The 18,283-nt window shown below is 43.5% G+C and carries 15 protein-coding genes; 6 read left to right on the forward strand and 9 right to left on the reverse strand.

What is annotated here, in order from left to right:
- Positions 1–120: 120 nt before the first annotated feature.
- From glyA to ACLFWI_RS03955, 6 genes are all read left to right on the forward strand, one after another.
- Positions 121–1,404 carry a serine hydroxymethyltransferase gene (gene glyA / locus ACLFWI_RS03930; protein ID WP_446409939.1) on the forward strand — a complete coding sequence of 428 codons (1,284 nt, stop codon included), beginning with the start codon at positions 121–123 and terminating at the stop codon, positions 1,402–1,404.
- 109 nt (positions 1,405–1,513) lie between these two features.
- Positions 1,514–2,770 (forward strand): competence/damage-inducible protein A, encoded by a 1,257-nt coding sequence (locus tag ACLFWI_RS03935; protein ID WP_446411834.1) that lies wholly within the window; start codon positions 1,514–1,516, stop codon positions 2,768–2,770.
- Positions 2,771–3,110: 340 nt separating this feature from the next.
- Positions 3,111–3,251 carry a hypothetical protein gene (locus ACLFWI_RS03940; RefSeq protein ID WP_446351229.1) on the forward strand — a complete coding sequence of 47 codons (141 nt, stop codon included), beginning with the start codon at positions 3,111–3,113 and terminating at the stop codon, positions 3,249–3,251.
- A gap of 3 nt (positions 3,252–3,254) precedes the next feature.
- Complete coding sequence (aroQ, locus tag ACLFWI_RS03945; protein ID WP_446411835.1) at positions 3,255–3,734, forward strand: type II 3-dehydroquinate dehydratase; 480 nt, start codon at positions 3,255–3,257, stop codon at positions 3,732–3,734.
- Positions 3,734–4,714: an ADP-ribosylglycohydrolase family protein gene (locus ACLFWI_RS03950; protein ID WP_446411836.1), complete on the forward strand. Its 981-nt coding sequence runs from the start codon at positions 3,734–3,736 to the stop codon at positions 4,712–4,714. The genes aroQ and ACLFWI_RS03950 overlap by 1 nt, the downstream gene beginning before the upstream one ends.
- A gap of 160 nt (positions 4,715–4,874) precedes the next feature.
- The gene (locus ACLFWI_RS03955; protein ID WP_446411837.1) at positions 4,875–7,373 is read left to right on the forward strand and encodes an HD family phosphohydrolase; all 2,499 of its coding nucleotides are present in this window, start codon (positions 4,875–4,877) and stop codon (positions 7,371–7,373) included.
- Between the two features lie 91 nt (positions 7,374–7,464).
- Here ACLFWI_RS03955 and ACLFWI_RS03960 read toward each other — a convergent pair whose 3' ends face one another.
- The 9 genes from ACLFWI_RS03960 to ACLFWI_RS04000 all read right to left on the reverse strand — a co-directional run bounded on the left by ACLFWI_RS03960 (position 7,465) and on the right by ACLFWI_RS04000 (position 18,274).
- Complete coding sequence (locus tag ACLFWI_RS03960) at positions 7,465–8,643, reverse strand: glycosyltransferase family 4 protein (RefSeq protein WP_446411838.1); 1,179 nt, start codon at positions 8,641–8,643, stop codon at positions 7,465–7,467.
- 314 nt (positions 8,644–8,957) lie between these two features.
- On the reverse strand, positions 8,958–9,644 hold the full coding sequence (locus ACLFWI_RS03965; RefSeq protein ID WP_446411839.1) for a hypothetical protein: 687 nt from the start codon (positions 9,642–9,644) through the stop codon (positions 8,958–8,960).
- Positions 9,645–9,809: 165 nt separating this feature from the next.
- Entirely contained in the window at positions 9,810–10,955 is a 1,146-nt protein-coding gene (locus ACLFWI_RS03970; RefSeq protein WP_446411840.1) for a glycosyltransferase, read from the reverse strand.
- Complete coding sequence (locus ACLFWI_RS03975) at positions 10,942–11,694, reverse strand: class I SAM-dependent methyltransferase (RefSeq protein WP_446411841.1); 753 nt, start codon at positions 11,692–11,694, stop codon at positions 10,942–10,944. The genes ACLFWI_RS03970 and ACLFWI_RS03975 overlap by 14 nt, the downstream gene beginning before the upstream one ends.
- A 15-nt stretch (positions 11,695–11,709) precedes the next feature.
- On the reverse strand, positions 11,710–12,543 hold the full coding sequence (locus tag ACLFWI_RS03980; protein WP_446411842.1) for a glycosyltransferase family 2 protein: 834 nt from the start codon (positions 12,541–12,543) through the stop codon (positions 11,710–11,712).
- A 38-nt stretch (positions 12,544–12,581) separates the two neighbouring features.
- Complete coding sequence (locus ACLFWI_RS03985; RefSeq protein ID WP_446411843.1) at positions 12,582–15,242, reverse strand: transposase; 2,661 nt, start codon at positions 15,240–15,242, stop codon at positions 12,582–12,584.
- Positions 15,243–15,251: 9 nt separating this feature from the next.
- Entirely contained in the window at positions 15,252–16,361 is a 1,110-nt protein-coding gene (locus ACLFWI_RS03990; RefSeq protein ID WP_446411844.1) for a glycosyltransferase family 4 protein, read from the reverse strand.
- 32 nt (positions 16,362–16,393) lie between these two features.
- Complete coding sequence (locus tag ACLFWI_RS03995; protein WP_446411845.1) at positions 16,394–17,068, reverse strand: class I SAM-dependent methyltransferase; 675 nt, start codon at positions 17,066–17,068, stop codon at positions 16,394–16,396.
- A gap of 93 nt (positions 17,069–17,161) precedes the next feature.
- Positions 17,162–18,274: a glycosyltransferase family 4 protein gene (locus tag ACLFWI_RS04000; protein ID WP_446411846.1), complete on the reverse strand. Its 1,113-nt coding sequence runs from the start codon at positions 18,272–18,274 to the stop codon at positions 17,162–17,164.
- Positions 18,275–18,283 lie beyond the last annotated feature (9 nt).

An 18,283-nucleotide genomic window follows, 5' to 3' on the forward strand; every position in this document is an offset into this window, starting at 1 on the left:
CCAAGTGTATGCGTTTTTTGAGATGGGTCAGGGTTTGGGCAAAGCAACGGCAACGGGCAATGTGGTAAAACTTGTATGAACCCAACTGGACGGCAATAGCATCGTAAGGGATTGACGGACGTGACTCAAACGAACTTAGATTTTCTCGCTCAAACTGACCCAGAAATCGCTGAGGGAATTAGCCAAGAACTTCAACGCCAGCGTGACCATCTGGAACTGATTGCCAGTGAAAACTTTACCTCCCCGGCGGTACTGGCGGCTCAAGGCTCAGTCTTAACCAATAAGTACGCTGAAGGCTTACCCGGAAAGCGCTACTATGGCGGTTGTGAATTCATCGATAAGGTCGAACAGCTTGCCATTGACCGGGCTAAACGGCTCTTTGGCGCAGCTCATGCGAATGTCCAACCCCATTCCGGCGCTCAAGCCAATTTTGCCGTATTCCTGGCGCTGCTCCAGCCGGGAGACAGGATTATGGGGATGGATTTATCCCATGGGGGACACCTCACCCACGGTTCGCCTGTGAATGTGTCGGGGAAGTGGTTTAAGGTTTGTCACTACGGCGTTAACCCCCAAACCGAGCAACTGGATTATGATCAGGTGCGCGAACTTGCCCTCAAAGAACGCCCCCAGATGCTGATTTGTGGCTATTCGGCTTATCCGCGTATTATTGACTTTGAAAAATTCCGCAGCATTGCTGATGAAGTGGGCGCTTACCTGCTGGCGGATATTGCTCACATCGCGGGTTTAGTGGCGACAGGTCATCATCCCAACCCCATTCCCCATTGTGATGTAGTCACCACCACCACGCACAAAACCCTGCGGGGAACCCGAGGCGGCTTAATTCTCACCCGTGATCCGGAACTGGGGAAAAAGCTGGATAAAGCGGTGTTCCCAGGAAGTCAGGGCGGTCCATTAGAACATGCGATCGCGGCGAAAGCGGTGGCGTTTGGTGAAGCGTTACAACCGGCATTTAAAGACTATTCGGCTAATGTGATTGAAAATGCCCAAGCCCTCGCTAGTCAACTGCAAAAACGGGGTCTGAAAATTGTCTCTGGCGGGACGGATAATCATTTAATGCTAGTGGATTTACGCTGTATTTCCATGACCGGGAAGCGGGCGGATCAACTGGTGAGTGGTGTGAATATTACCGCGAATAAAAATACCGTTCCCTTTGATCCCGAGTCTCCCTTCGTCACCAGTGGCTTACGTCTGGGTTCCCCGGCGATGACGACACGCGGGATGGGAGTGGCTGAATTTATCGAGATTGGCGATATTATTGCCGATCGCTTACTCAATCCAGAGGATGAAACCATCGCCGCTGATTGTCGGCGTCGCGTGGCTCAATTGTGCGATCGCTTCCCCTTATATCCCCATCTGAATATTCCTGTACCTACAATGGTGTAATTTTGTCATTCGTCATTTGTCATTCGTCATAATAAGGGATCGTCAAGTCGGCTGTTTGCTATTCTCTATTTTGCCCAAGGACAAATGACCAAGGACAAAGGACAAACCAATGAGCGCAGAAATCATTTGTGTTGGTACAGAGTTACTGCTAGGGGATATTCTGAATACGAATGCCCAGTTTTTAGCCTGCGAATTGGCAGATCTGGGTATTCCTCACTACTATCAAACCGTTGTCGGCGATAATCCCTCTCGGTTAAAGCAAGTCTTGGCAATGGCTTGCGATCGCTCGGCGATTCTGATATTTACGGGAGGACTCGGACCGACACCCGATGACTTGACCACGGAAACCTTAGCGGATTTCTTTGGCGTTCCCCTGATTGAGCAATTGGACATCATTGAGGATATTGCTCGCAAATTTGCTCAACGGGGGCGGCAAATGACTGCCAATAATCACAAGCAAGCCCTGATTCCCGAAGGCGCTAAGGTTTTACCGAACCCCAAGGGAACCGCACCGGGGATAATTTGGCAACCGCGTCCCGGTTTAACCATTCTCACCTTTCCCGGTGTTCCCAGTGAAATGCAGCGGATGTGGCGAGAAACGGCGGTTCCCTATCTCAAAGGTCAAGGTTGGGGAGAGCAAATTATCTATAGTCAAACCTTACGATTTTGGGGAATTGGGGAATCGGCGTTAGCTGAAAAAGTGGCGTCATTTTTTGACTTAACCAACCCCACCGTCGCCCCCTACGCTTCTCAGGGAGAAGTTCGGTTACGGGTTAGCGCCCGTGCGCCATCTCAAGGGGAAGCCTTACAGGTAATTGAACCTGTTGTCAAGGAACTGCGGCAAATTGCCGGGGCTGACTATTTTGGTGTGGATACAGATACCCTAGCCTCGGTTGTGGGTCAGCTTTTAAAGGAAGTGAATCAAACGGTGAGTGTAGCCGAATCCTGTACGGGAGGCGGTGTAGGCAGCATGTTGACAGCCGTTCCCGGAAGTTCTGACTATTTTTGGGGTGGGATAATTTCTTATCGCAATGAGGTAAAAGTATCCTTACTTGGCGTTAAGTCATCAGAACTGGATAAATGGGGGGCGGTGAGTAAACAGGTTGCCCAGCAAATGGCATTGGGTGTGCGATCGCGGCTAACGACGGATTGGGGTGTGAGTATTACTGGCATTGCTGGACCAGGCGGTGGGAATGAATCTAAGCCGGTGGGGTTGGTGTATATCGGTTTGGCGACGCCAGATGATAGAGTTGAGTGTTTTAAATATAACTTTGGTCGCGATCGCGATCGGGCTTCGGTTCGTCATTGGAGTGCCTGTTATGCCCTTGACCAACTGCGACGCCGATTATTGGAGCCATACCATTAGGCTCACATCTAACTTGAGTTATAACTAAAGGTAGAGAAGCCAAAACCGTTGCGATCGCAGGATCGACTCCATATTCCGTTTAGGGGATAGCTAGGCTTTGGGGTTCTGTGTTATGCTGAACGTTAAGAAATGCAACAGATGGGTTAAAACGATCCAGACGGTGTATAGGAATAGGAAAACCGCTCAGTTTAATATCAGCGTCATAGTCTTAACTTGGGCAAGGTTTTCACCAAAGCGCCCAATAGTTCCCAAAGTAGTGCGGAGAAAGGCGTCTAGCACTGGTCCTGTTGTTAAGACGGTCAAAAACCTATTAAGTTGTTTCATAGGAGCATTCAGTTTAATGGATTATATAGAAAAGGTGTTGGAAAAACTGAAAGAATGGGCACGCAAGCTGGTTGGAACCCTCTTGGGTCCTGAACCGCAGCCGGAACCCGAACTCATCCCCATTCCGGTGAATAATCCACGCCGTCGTTCCCGGTAATTAGTGAACGTGCCGAATCAAGCTCGGAGTTCTTTGAGTATTCTCGTCCTGCATGGTCCTAACTTGAATCTTCTAGGACTCCGAGAGCCTGGTATTTATGGGTCGGTAACCTTGGCAGAAATTGACCAACTCCTGCAACAGGAGGCAAGTTCATTATCCTGCCAAGTTGTGACGTTACAGTCCAACCATGAAGGTGTTTTAGTTGACGCCATACAAGCAGCGAGAACGCAGCATCAGGGGATATTAATCAATGCTGGTGCTTATACTCATACCAGTGTAGCCCTACGCGATGCCTTAGCCGCCGTAGCCCTGCCTGTAGTGGAAGTACATTTGAGTAATATCTATCAGCGCGAACCATTTCGACATCACTCATTCATCGCCCCCGTAGCTGTTGGTCAGATCAGCGGTTTTGGGGTCGAAAGTTATCGCTTGGGACTCTTAGCTCTCGTCCATACCCTGAAAACAGGGGCAAGAGCAAATTAATGCAGCATTCTCTTCTGTGCCGATTTCAAGGAGCATTAGTGGGTAGCTTGATCGGTGAGCTAGTCAGCCATCACCTTGATCAAGAACTCGGTGATCCAGTTGGCAGAAAATCGCTTCAGTTCACCAAAAGCAAACCTAAACCGAGTCAGTCCCACCTCTATATCCCCAAACTCTCCGCTTGGAGTCAAATCGCCACTTGTGGAATCGAGAGTTTAATCGACACAGGCAGGCTGAATCTAGACGATTGGATCATTCGCTGTAGCCAAAGCCAACCCTCACTCCTAGAATTGAAAGGGAAAGCACAAAGCAGCGAAGCCGCGGTGGCAACTCTGCCAATGGCACTTTTTTTTCACGAAAATCAAGAGTGGTTACGGCAACACCTGGTTCAGGCGGCAGCAATTTGGCAACTCGAAACCGACGCCTCAACTGGGGTGTGGGCAATCGCTACCGCCATGGCTCTGACTCTCACCGAAACCCTGAACCAAACAACCCTGATTCCCCACATCCTTAGATGCTTGGGGACAGAGCAAACCATCTTAGCCTACCAATTACAACAAGTCCAAACCCTTATAGAAGTCGGTGCGGATTTAGAAACCACCAAGACGAAGGTGCGCCGTCCATCAGCAAAATTAGGTAATAGGGGGGATGCCTCAGACATGGCGATCGCTTTAGCCTTTTATTGTTTCCTCTATACACCCGAAGATTTTCGTCTCTGTGTCATCCGTGCCGTTCGCAGCGGTTACCAAAACCAAATTACGGCGGCTTTGACAGGGGCATTAGCGGGTGTTTATAACGGTATCAACGGTATTCCAGTAAGCTGGCGAGTTGCTGCCCTAAAACTTCCGGTCTTCAAAAAGAGGCGACAATTAACAGACCAATTACTAGCGGTTTGGCTAGGGGTTTACGATCAAAACCAAATCAATGGTCGGTACAAACAAGCAGCCATTGCTGCACCGGATATCATTCAACGTCGTTTATAAGTTATAGATAGGTGGGTAAGCCATGTTTTGTCAGCTAAAAAGAGCTAAACTCAAACATTACAGCCGACTAACTCAAACCCGATGAACTGACCGCAAATCCCAACCCATCTGCCTCGCGGTTTCACCGCTACCGCTCACCTAAAAAGGCAACTCTTCTGCTATGAAAACGCTCCACTCGTTGACGCAACAGCTAAACCACCTGCGGCAAAAATCTGAGCAATTTCGTACCATCCTTCCATTCATCGGATCGGATGGTCATCTTTCCCCTGAGCAAAAAAAGCCAGGTCATCAGTTAAAACAAACCCTTCCCTTCCTGGGGACAAAAGGCAATCCACCACCATCAGCAAAGCGGCAAGGACGTTCACCCGTCATGTTTGTCTTAGCCGTCGTTTCTCTCACCAGCGTGATGGGAAACCGTTTTTACAATCAACCAACCCTCAATGTTGGTAGGGAGGCTCCCTATACCATTCGCGCTCGCTTTGATGCCAGTGTTGAGGATACTAAAACCACAGAAGAAAAACGCAAAGAGGCTAGGACGGGTTCGTTCCCGGTTTTAAAGATTGACGAATCTGTGAGCCAAGAGGTTGATCAAAACCTACAACAATCATTGGACAAAATAGACCAATGGCGAGAAATTAGTGGTTCGTTTCCGTTTGTGCCAACCTCCGTGTTGTCCGCCGCCACCCAGCAGTATCTGCGCCAGAGTGAAGCATGGGAATGGCAAGCTATTGTGGCTTTCGTCGAAGATAATGCTCCGGTCAACCCCTTTGAGCCTGGAGTGGTTATCCCGAACCGAGAGAAAAAACCGTTGACTCGGGAGTTTATCCAAGCGGTAAGCGAATTGCAAAGTTACCGTCAAGTAGCGTCTACCCCAGCCTTCTCTGAGTTGATGCAGACAGCCAGTAAAGCTCGTCAGGGTTACCAAAAGGCAGTGGCTCAACTCTCATCAAGTGTAACCCCGGAATCAACTCCTGCCTACGATGCATCCGTACTCAATCTGTCTGATTCGGCTTGGCAGGAAACTCAACAGGGAATTCAGGATGCCACTCGCCACATTCTCACCCAAGGAATTCCGCCGGGATTGCCCTCGGATCTATTAAACAATGCGGTAGCGGTGCAGGTGAGTAGGCTGATTCCGGCTGAGGCACAACCCTTAGCCGTGGAACTCCTGACCTCTAACTTAAAGCCCAATCTAATTGAAGATACAGAACAAACCAAGCGCCGGGCAGAACAAGCCGCTCGATCTGTAGATCCTGTGATGGTGACGGCTCAAGAAGGAGAAGTCATTGTCGAAGCGGGCGAGGAAATTACCCAGGCGGATTTTGTCCTGCTGGATTACTATGGCTTGAGTCGTCGCGAAATTAACTGGATGGGGCTGATTGGATTTGGCGGTTTGGTTACCGGGGGAGTTGGTATTTTTTGGTTAGTCGAACGTCGAGTCCATCCCCCCCTGCGGCAACGTGACCATATTTTGGTGCTGCTGTTGAGTTTAAGTACACCCGTTTTGGCACTATTGGGGGGGCAATATAATAGCCTGCCCGCGATTGGGTTGTTAGTGGGGAGTTTCTATGGGTCAAGTTTGGGCGCGACGGTGGTGGTGCTGTTGACCGGCTTGGTCACATTTAGCATGGAGGTGAGCTGGGAATTTTTAATCGCGGGTGGTACTGGGGGTTTGGTGGGGGCGTTAATTGCCGGACGGATGCGATCGCGGGAGGAATTGGCGTTGTTAGGTGGTATCGTGGGATTGACCCAGGGCAGCGTTCATCTGGTTCTGAATCTGATTATGAGTGCCAGTGCTGGCACAATTTGGTACGCGGTGCTACCGGGTGCGGCTCTCTACGGGGTATCGGGGTTAGCCTGGAGTATTGTGGCATTGGGGCTCTCTCCTTATCTAGAACGTTTGTTTGATTTGGTGACGCCAATTCGGTTAGCGGAGTTGTCCAATCCGAACCGTTCATTGCTCAAAAGGTTAGCTACGGAAGCGCCAGGCACATTCCAACATACCTTGTTTGTTGCCTCGTTAGCTGAAGCCGCCGCCCGTGAACTTCACTGTAATGTGGAACTGGTTCGGGCTGGTACTTTGTATCACGATATTGGTAAAATGCATGATCCGTTGGGATTTATTGAAAATCAAATGGGCGGTCCCAACAAGCATGATCAAATTAACGACCCCCGTAAGAGTGCCGAGATTATTAAAAAGCATGTCTCTGAAGGGTTGGTCATGGCTCGCAAACATCAGTTACCGAAAGCCATTCGGGATTTTATTCCCGAACACCAAGGGAAACTGCTGATTTCCTATTTTTACTTTCAAGCCAAACAACGTGCTCAGGAAGAGGGGGTAGATTCGGTGAAAGAAGCAGACTTTCGCTATGATGGACCGATTCCTCAGTCGCGAGAAACAGGAATTGTCATGTTAGCCGATGCCTGTGAAGCGGCGCTGCGATCGCTTAAGGATGTTACCCCAGACACCGCCTTAATCACGGTTAAGAAAATCCTCAAAGCCCGATGGGAAGATAACCAGTTAGTTGATTCGGGGTTAACCAAAGAAGAATTATTGGCTACTGCCGAAGTCTTTGTCAAAGTTTGGCAACAGTGCAATCACCAGCGGATTGCTTATCCCAAAGCGGCTCTGAGTTGTCAACCCTCTTCTCCGGTTTGAGCGATACACCTGGGAAAAATTGAGTTGCCCCTTGACTTTTTGGGTTGGTTCAAGTCTTTTAAGAGAATGGAAAAATGTGCGTTTAGGATGTTCAACAACAGGTTGGTTGAACCTGCCGTAGGGGTAAACCTATGGCTTGGTAAACCTTGGCTGTTTTTTGAATCACGCTGCGATCGCCAAACTCTCGCCAAACTTTTTCTCGTCCCGCGACTCCCATAGCTTGGCACAAATTGGCGTCGTTTAAGAGGATCTCAATCGCATCAGCCAACCGCACCGCATCCTTTACCGGAACCAAAACGCCATTTTTCCCTGGGTCAATTGCCTCTCGACAGCCAGGGACATCAGTGGCGACCAAGGGTTTTTCCATCGCCGCCGCTTCTAGTAAAATACGAGGAACACCCTCCCCACCGTGGGAAGGTAATACGACAAGGGATGAACGAGCAATGAACTGTTCAATGTTCTCCAGATGACCCAGCAAGTCAACGATTCCTTCTTGTTGCCAACGTTGTAAAATTGTCTTAGAAATTGAAGCAGGATTGCCCAAGTCTGGCTCACCCGCGATCTGAAACGTTGCCCTAACTCCGCGAGCTTTAAGAATATAGGCAGCCTCAACGTATTCTATAACACCTTTCTCCCTGGTCAGGCGGGCAGCAAGCAGGACGACTGGCGTCAACGGAACATCTGGCGGATGAGGTGGCGGTGAAAAGCGCTGCAAATCGATACCCGAACTTTTGATCAGTACGGTGCGGTAGGGATTAGTCAGCTTAAGGTTGTTGAAAACTTGCCGATCATCCTGATTCTGAAACACAACCATTGCTCTGCGAGCCGTCAATACCCATCTACCGACGATAATGAAGATGAGTTTCAAGATTCGAGCCTTCCACTCGCGGCTACTAAAAATGTAGCCTAATCCCGTAATCGCATTCACCACCCCGGTTGTACCACTCAGCTTAGCCGCGATCGTTCCCACAAGAACACATTTGAGCGTAAAGTGATGGGCAATAGAGGGCTTTTCTTGCCAGTAAATACGGGTTAAATGACCAATGGTCAAGAGTTCGACCAGGGGATTGATACTGCGCCGAGTCAGGCACAACGGAATCCAGCGAAATCCTTCGGCTTGCAGTCGGTGTACGTAGGTATCTGGGGGAGAAACAAAAACAACCTCGATTCCTCGTAGACGGAGAAATCGAGCCAGGGGTAAGCGGAAGTTGTAAAGATTCCAACCCGTGTTAGCGACCAGCAAAATTTTGGGGCGATGCTTGAACTTCACACGACATATCCTACTAATATGGATAGGTGAATGGCATCGCTAAGCTATCTTCCAGTATAAGCATTTGCCTTGGTTTGGTGAAGAGTCTGGAAGAAATACAACTATCTGGGTGATGTATATAGCGCTTGCCTCCATCAGGCAGCAGTATTTTGGATTAGGTGACAGCTAGTCAAGTCTTGCGACTCAATGATCGAAATGTGGCATAGGGATTTGTCAAAGGAAATCTATCTAAAGGAGGATAGTTGATTCGTAGAGTGTTCAAGAGCAGGCGATAGAACCCCCCAATAATCATTGGATAAGAGTTGGGGCTAAGCTTACCGCTTCTTTTTGCGAGTAAGCAGAGAGCCAATGCCTAAACTACCAAATGCTAATAAACTCAGCCCTGAAGCTGGTTCAGGTATTGGGGTGGCTGTCGAAACCGCTTCAAACGAAATATCATCAAGTGCGAAATCATTGCCATCAAAAGTGGCATTCTGGTTCACAATTGAGATTGTCGCACAACTGTTGGATTCTGAGTTCCAAGTTGTACTGAACTGTTCCCAGACTCCAGGAATGTCAGATGGCGTGAAGAGGGAGCCTATTGGGGTTGAGTTGATGGCAAATTGTAACTGAGCAAACGAATTCGGGAACGTGGAGGTAATCCATGTAGCAAATTTATATTGCGTGTTTAGTGTAACCGGGAGAGTTTGCTGCCATACTATTTTACCAACGGTAATGCTACCGTTAATAATCATCATGTTTCCGCTGCCCGTCGTATGATCTCCAAAGGATGTCCAGCGGGTATGCACAGCCCTGGGATTTGTGCTGACGGTATAAACAGCAGGGGGATGCAGATTGTGCGGATTATACTTATAGTCGCTATAGAATCCGGTGTTGCCAGCGCTAAAGTCACTGTTAACCACCAGGTTGATTGCGTAGGCAGTCTGAGGCAAGACAATAGCCAAAAGACTAAGTAAATAAGTATTAAGTGTAATCAACTGATTCACTCTAATCGACTTCATAATCTGTATTATTCTTCAAGGGATCAATCATAATCAGGTAGAGATTTCTCTCTCGTCCGCATCGTAGCTTCCCTTCAGGAGAATCGTAATCCGGAAAAACTCGGAATTATCACAAACACTTCAATATTTTTGCCCAATAATTTACTGATTGGTTGGGGCACACAACTATACGCCCTTATCCTGTAAGCTTGTTTGGCAGAGCAACTGCTGGTAAAGTTCTTCCCACCTATCTACGACTCGCTCAATACTATAATTAAGTTCTATATGCTTTCGACTAAACTGCCCCATCTGTTGACGCTCTTGTGGAGATAAATTCATCATTCGTTCTAGCCCTTGCGCTAAAGCGTCTGGATGGCGAGGGGGAACCAAAAAACCATTTTTGCCATCTAATACAATTTCCCGAGTCCCACCGACATCAGTCGCCACAATCGGTAGCCCAACGGATGCCGCTTCTAAAAGTACCATGGGCATTCCTTCCCACGCAGAAGACATGATATAGGCATCGGCAATGTTCATTAAGTCAGGAATATCTCTTCTTGGTTCCAAAAATTTGACTTGCTCATGAATATCAATAGTTTTGGCTAAGGCTTGCATCTCTGGCTTAAGAGTCCCCTCGCCAACAATAATTAACATTGTATTGATATAATTGGCTTTTATTCGGCTAAAAGCTTGGAGTAAATTTGGATAATCCTTTAGTGGACGAAATCGCCCTACGGCTAACCAAATAAATTGTCTCTCTAAACTTAACTCATGTTGTAGACGTTGCTTTACTTCTAGATTGGGTTTAAATTTTTGAATATCTATGCCATTTGGAATCACCCTAATTTTTGTTGTTGGTACAGCTTTGATGTTCGTGTATCGATCGGCTCCAGCTAAACTCTTTTGAGTCGTGATGTCGCAAAGAAAATCAGTCAATTGATAGACGATTTCTCGCCATCGACCTCCCTCGTTAATGTTGGATGTTGTACAAACTAGCACAGGCACGTTAGAAAATAACCGACTCACCCGTGCCAGAAAATTAGCATGAACCATGTGACTGTGGAGAATATCCGGCTGCCATTTATGCAGTATTCGGGCAAGTTTGAAGATTGCTTTAGGGTCGGGTACACCCCGTTTCATATTAAGGCTTTGAATGGGTAAACCCTCTGATTGAGCTTCTTCCCCCATGGCACCCAAAGGTGTCATAGAAACAATTTGAATTTCGTACCCCCGTTTGAGTAAAGTCCGAACAAGGTACAAAATCTGTTGGTCTGCTCCACCGAGTCCCATACAAGTGGACAACATTAAAATTCGTTTTTTAACCTTGATCACGGTGTTTGGCTGATAATACAATTAGACTTGATGAAAATAGAGGAAATAACCGGGTTAACAGTGTCATCTCTGCTATGATAAAGGGCTTGAGAATAAAATTAAATAATGGCACAGACAACAATCGTCCTGGAATAACAGTTACAATATCGGGCTGCCACTGATAAATTTTTAAATGACCAAATCTCTCAATAAAGTTAGCGAGATGACCGGGATCCCAAACTTGACAATGAGTCGGATGATCAGCCTGAAGTTTACCCTTTAAGTATTGAAGCAGTCTAGAGGGTCTAACAGGATTAGGAAGAGCAATTAATACCCAATTCCGACTCACTGAAGCTAGCTTGAGCAGTGCGAGAGTGGGGTTAGAGACGTGTTCTAGGACATGAGAAGCAATTACGAGATCGAAGCTTTCGGGAGAGTAGTATTGATCTAATGCTTCAACTGAACCTACACAACAAGATGCAAATTGACTGGATAGTTCAACACAGGTGGGATCTAGATCAATACCTTGAACTGAAACATGGGGAATTTGAACAAGAGATTGTAACAGTTCTCCCCGTCCACATCCTACATCTAAAATACTAATAGACTGCTGATTTGTTTGTTCTAAAACTAGACGAACTGAGGAACATATTGCCTGACGCATCGCCTGATGAATGCGTTGAGATTGATAATTTTTGAGTTCGTAGTTTAGGTGAGGGGGGATTTCTGACATTTTTGCATGAGTAATTTGTGGATTCATCGGGTCAATAACAATCTATCTATTTGCTATATCTTTTTCTCTAGATTGAGCCAAGTTACGTCGAACATATCGCTTGAGCCTTTTGGGCATATAGGAATACAAGTATCGACCGAGAGGGTATACTCCCATCCATAATGGTAAACTAAGTTCTTGAATAGCCTGCCATTGGATCTGGGCTAATTTTTGTTGCTGTTTTATATAGTTAAACTGTTGATGCCAAAAACTATTTGGGTGTACCCAATGTTCACCGAGGACTTGAGGAATAGTCGCGAGTCGCCAACCCAAGCGGACAAAGGCAATCCATAAATGAAGATCAACCATACTATCTACATCTGGATATCCTCCAGCTTGCATCCAGGCTTTTCTTCTATAGGTAACCAAAGTATGAGCAAAGGGAACACACTTAGCCATTGTACTAACGAGTTGCTGATGTTCTGTAGCGGGCATTCTGATATAACGTTCTTGGCGGTTATCATCCACTAAAATGTAGTGACAAGCAACTAACCCGACATCGGGATGCGCCTCTAAAAACTCGACCTGTAAACGTAACCGTTCGGGATAACTGATATCATCAAAGTCTTGAATAGCAATATAGTCTCCTTGAGCCTGTTCAATTGCATAGTTGAGGGCTTGACTGCGCCCTAATCGTCTCGGACTCAGGACAAGCACACGTTGATCGTTTTGAGTGAGTTCTCTAAGCTGTTCGGCGGTACTGTCAGTTGAACCATCATCAACAATAATAAATTCAAAATTTGTATAAGTTTGCTGTAAAATACTGGGTACAGAGCGATTGAAGTAAGGTTCACCATTATAGACGGTTGTGACTACACTCAATTTTGATGAATTCATCGGTTCAGTTTAAAATAGATAAAAAAAATTGTAATAATTTAAGAGAATTTCCGCTTTGTAAAACTCGTGGGGTAAGGAGATAAATCAATAATGGGAGTCGGCTGGCTTATCGGCTTAACCACACTCAAATCTGGCTGGGTATCCGTCACAAAATACACAACTGGGTTAATGGTCTTACCTTCGGCATAAGCTTGTTTAAAGCCTTTAAGCCCCCAAAAAAGTTTTTTCATAGAAATACGCTCAAATGGAATTCCTAATTCATTAGCAATGGCATCTCCTAAGTCCGCTAGTACTGAGTAGAATAACCAACTCGCCCAGATTTGTACTTGTATTCCATTCATTGTACCTGTCCACAAGTAATTCAATCCTAATAGCTGTTTAACGATTTGCAACACATTCTCTAGTCGCCATTTTCGTCGATGGAGATCCGCGACCACATAGGGGGGTAAGATAGTTGGGTCTAATACAGAGGTGAGAAAAGCATACCAATGCTGGTTATGGCGGATTTGTACTAGGCGCAGTTTGAGGTGAGACGTAGGTATTTGACTACTTTTAATAGAAATGATTTGATCTTTCACGCGATAAGTTGAAGTCAATATCTGTTTGACCTGAAATAATTTACGAGATCTAAGCCTAATAATAAAATCGATTTGTTTTGCCATTAATCCCTTTAAAACCTGGACATCATTAAAACCTCGATCAAGAATCAGTAAAGTTTTTGCTGGAACAAGACTGATCATTTTTTGAGCAAGGGGGGCATTATAAGCTTTAATACTAGGAGAAAACAAGATTTCAATGGGTATTCGAGTGACCAAATCGATCACCGTGCAGATAATTTTTGATGATTTAATCTTAGACCTAGGCTGAATAGTATTGAGTTTAGTTGCCAACAACTCTAAGGTGGAATAATCAACTGACCAAACTCGTTCAAAATGCTGACACGTCAGAGAAATTGTCGGTGGCAAAGGACGTTTTTTGCGTTTATAGTATCGCTGTATTAACTGAGGTGATATATCCTTAAATGCACGATCTAATATTTCATAAGGTATCCCTAAAAATCGGGTTAATCGTTCTTTTGGATATAAATTAGTTTCTCGACACCAGAGTAAATCTTTTTGGGCTAAAAACTTGACCAGTTTCTGTACGGAATAAACATTTGGCCATAATAAAAATAATACGGCTGCCGTCATCAGAGGCAGGGTTAAAATTCGCCCTTTTCCTTCTAGTGAGTAATAGTAAGCGTGTTGGTTAAAGACAGCAGGAGTAAGCAACCGATGGATCTGGGTCAAGACTCCCTGATAAGTTGTCTGTTGAGAAGGACGATTAGTCTGAACTCCACTGTAGTTGTCTAGTGTGGAAACAGAGGGTAGTTTTTCCTGAACATAGAATCCTGGATCAATTGACCAAGAACTTAAATTATTGTGGGGAAACTGCTGCTGAGTTGCGTCTTTTGGGGAGATAAAACCAGCACTTAATACAATCAATAAAGGCGCCACCTTAGATCGATGACGCATTGCTGTCCCGTAATTAGACGTTCCCAGAGCAAATATACAAGCTATGCCCAAACAGAAAATGAGTACAGACCAAGCAACATTGCTTCGTTTTAATCGATGGCTATTTTTAAGAATCAATAACAAAAAGCAAGTATAAATACCAACATCAATTAGCCCAATAATATCTTTTGTATTATTGACCATCCAGGGAAAAGGAGTGAGAATTAAATAAACTAATCGCAGGGGAACTTGCCAGAAAAAATCTGTGGGTGAGCGAATAACTAAATCGGACAGATAACCAGCCCGACCAGCTAAGGCTCTAGATTCTTGTTTGTGAGCTATTATAGCTAAATCCCCGGACTGAATTAAATCCTGTATTTTCCCAAATGCTACTCCTGACCATATCACTAATCCCAAACCTCCAATAGCAATTAAAGCAATCACGGTATTGCTAATGATACGACCTCCCCTCTTTTTGAGAAAAGCCTTGACAGAATAAAAGACTGGAAAGCCAGCATAAAGAGCGATTCCAGCAAAGAAGGCTGTATGTAGCACTGAAGCCAGAATCATGACAGAGAAACCGATAATAAATGATTGAGCCTTACTCCGCTTCAGCCAGACTAAGAAGTGGTAGATACTTAATGTGAACAAGTAGGTTAAAAGGGCTTCTCGAACTCTCCATGCCGAATAAAGTGATAAACTCGGAAATAAGGCACAAACCCATGCTGCCCAGATAGCAGGACGTTCACTCCAAACAATTTTAGTAATTAGGTATACATTAAGAATTAATAAACTCCCTAGCCATACATTAATTGCCTGAATCATTAGAGAACTGGTACTGTCAGTAAGTATGTATAAAACAGCCATAAACCAAGCATACATAAATGCTCCAGTTTGAAAGTACTCTAAAACACCTGGAAATCCAGAAATTGACCAAAGTTCTGCTAACTGCTGAAAACCATCATCTTCCAGAAAATTTTTTCCCTGAAAAGATAAGTATACGATGAACAAAGCAAGTAATCCACGAATTAAAAATCCAATTAATAGTGGCAGTCTAATTTTACTAAATTTATAAGAAATGAACAGGGTTATTGCCGCCAAACTAATTAAACTAACACCTCCAACTAAATCTATTGTGGGTAATAAAAAAACAACAACTAAAATTGTTGTTACAACAAAAAATACAAAGATAAAATCATTGATCATAAAAATAAATTAAATAAGGCTTTGAAGTATCTTTTCTGCTCTAGCTTTCCATGTATATTTTTTTTTAAATTCTTGCCTAGCTATTTTGCCGAGAGAATTCCTAAGTTTAGCATTATCACGTAAATTGATCAAGCCATTTACCCAAGCGTCGATATCTTCTGGTGCAGACAAAATAGCTGTTACTTCATGGGTTAACACTTCTCGTAAAACAGGCAAATCTGAAGCAATAATTGCCTTACCTGAAGCCATATATTCAAAGATTTTCAGAGGTGACATCCATCGAGCTACATCACCACCTCCTCCATATACTGATACGCGACGCTGGTAAGGTGCAATCAAAACATCACAAGATTGACGATACTTTTCAGTTTCTGCTGGTGGAATAAATCCATGAAAATATATGTTCTTTAGATCTTTTAACTTAACTGTCCAATAATCTAGGTCAGACTTACTACCACCAACAATATGGAAATCTGCCCAGGAACATCTGATTGATAGTTCAACGATTAACTCCATTCCCTTGCCAGGATATAAGTGACCAACATACCCAACTTTAAATCTATTCGGCTGATCAAGTTCTAGTTTTTCGTATTGGCGGGGTTCGTCAGCAGCATCGTGAATAGTAGTAATTTTATGACGGGGTATATTGTATTGATTTTGAAAGTCCTGTTTTAGGGCATCAGAGATCACAATTAAATGTTTGAAGTGTTTTAAATTTATCAGAGTTACAAGAAACGATAAATTTATTTTCTTGAGAATTAGTTTATGCGCTTCAAAAATAGAATTTAATTGCATAAAACTACAAAAAAAACAACTCCGCAATGAACGAGTATAGACTAATTTAGGTGCCTGTTTTTTGGATAGAATAGCAGCTAAAATCTCATAGAAATATAATCCAATTTTATTTTTTATACAGGGTAATTTTAGAGATTGAAAACATTCCCTTACACCATAGTATTCATAAATATTGGTTATGCCAGATTCGCTCATGATGTGATTTGGATAAAACAGTAATACTTCATGACCGTTGTCAGCAAAAGCTTGGCACATTTTCATAACCTGAATACTGTTAGCCGTGCGGGAAGGTATAATTGAATTTGATATATAAATAATTTTCATATTTTCTACTTTAAATTATCGGGTCTAGTGACTTATTTTTCTGCTGTTACTAGATAACCAGTTGTCATGAAATCTGTGGAAATAACTCTTGATGTTAGTATTATGAAAGGCATTCGTAAATAAGCTAAACCAATAAAAAATGGTGCGGCCAGTCGAGCAGTAAGGTGCTTTTCCATAATCAGCCTGACCGTTAAAACGTTAATTGCCTCAGCCCAAGAATTTCTTTCTTCAATTTTTATATTTCTAAATTCTCTTAGTAAGAATTCTAAGCCATACTTTGTGTAACGATAGTAATCAATAGGGCGTTCATGAATTGGAAATATAAACGGTACTGTTATAATTAATTTGCCATTTGGCTTTAAAAGATTATAGATTTGATCAATGGCTAAATGAGGGGAATGAATATGTTCAAGAACTTCACTAACTACTATATAGTCAAAAAAGTTATACCGACTAAATTCATGAGTACATAAATCTCCTAAAATATCCGGTGATTTTGTTTGATCTATGTCAAAAGAGGTGACTCTAAAATTTTCCTTCCTTGCATATCCATCTAAAAGCTCATTAATAGAGCCACCTGCACCTACAAGAAAGACGTTAGCACCAGGTTCAATTTTAGAAAATTCTTGTTTTAAGAAAGGATAAATACCTTTACGAGAAAAGAATTTAGAAGTTTTTTTTAGAACTATATCTATCTTATTTTTCATAGCGCGATACAAGTTGTAATAAATATATTAGGCAGATAAAAATTTTTGTTTTTATTGATAACATAACGGACTAATTAAAATAACTTACTTTTCTTAAATAACTCCAGTAAATTGGTAGATTGAACTATAGGACTTAAGGACTTTTTCCCAAGATTTATTTCTCGCAAAATCCAGAGATTTTTGTGACAGAAAATTCCAGTTAACTTCAGAACTTAGTAATTTTAGCATTGCCTCATATAATGACTGAATATTACCTTGCTCGACTAGAAAACCACTGTAACCATCGCGAATTGCATCTTCATTACCACAATTTAATGAACCGATCGCAGGAACACCAAAAGCATTAGCTTCTAAGTGAACAAGACCAAAACCTTCAAAATTATCGCCTACATTTATAGATGGCATGACTAGACCTCGTACACGATTGTAATAGGAGTTTAATTCTTCTGTTGATAGTTTTCCTAACCAGATAATATTATTTTCTATTTTACTTTTCGACACATTTAGTTTTACCTGTTGAACATAGTGAGCATCTGAAATAAGACCGACAATGAAAAGTTTGGCATCTGGAAACTTCTGCACAACTTTTGCCATTGCCTTAACAGCCTGTAGTGTTCCTTTTCTCGGTTTGACATGTCCAACCATTAGAAAAGCATTTTCACGAAATTGACTCGAAGGTGGTTGATAATTTTGCTCATTGACGCTAACGCCGAGTGTTATTACCCTGATTTTGTCTGCAATCCCTGGTACTGTATTAGTCAATCGTATCGCTGTATATCGACTAATCGCCAAAATAAAAGTAGCAGAAAGGTATGCCTGCAGATAAAAGATACCCCATCTCTTTTTGAGCAAAGCAACTGAATAGGTTCCCACCGCATTTATAATTAACGATTTTCCATTTTTAGCTAATAGATAAGCTAACGGAATAAAGGGTTCAGCTAGACAATGAATAATTTTACAATCACGAACTAGCTTTTTAGCTGTAAAGAAATCGATGATCAAATGGATGGGTTTCAATAAATTTTCAGTAAAAGATCCAAGAACGGCATAGATTTGAACTTCTTCAAAATTCGGACAATGAGCTGATGACATGATTAATACGACAGGCTCAACTCCATGCTGAGGCATCCGCTTAATAATCTCATAAGAATAACGTCCCCAACCGTTATCCTGAGATAAATTAGTTGTGATAAAAGCTACTTTCATTACGCTTTC

Source organism: Coleofasciculus sp. (assembly GCF_046539235.1).
Classification (GTDB): domain Bacteria; phylum Cyanobacteriota; class Cyanobacteriia; order Cyanobacteriales; family Coleofasciculaceae; genus Coleofasciculus.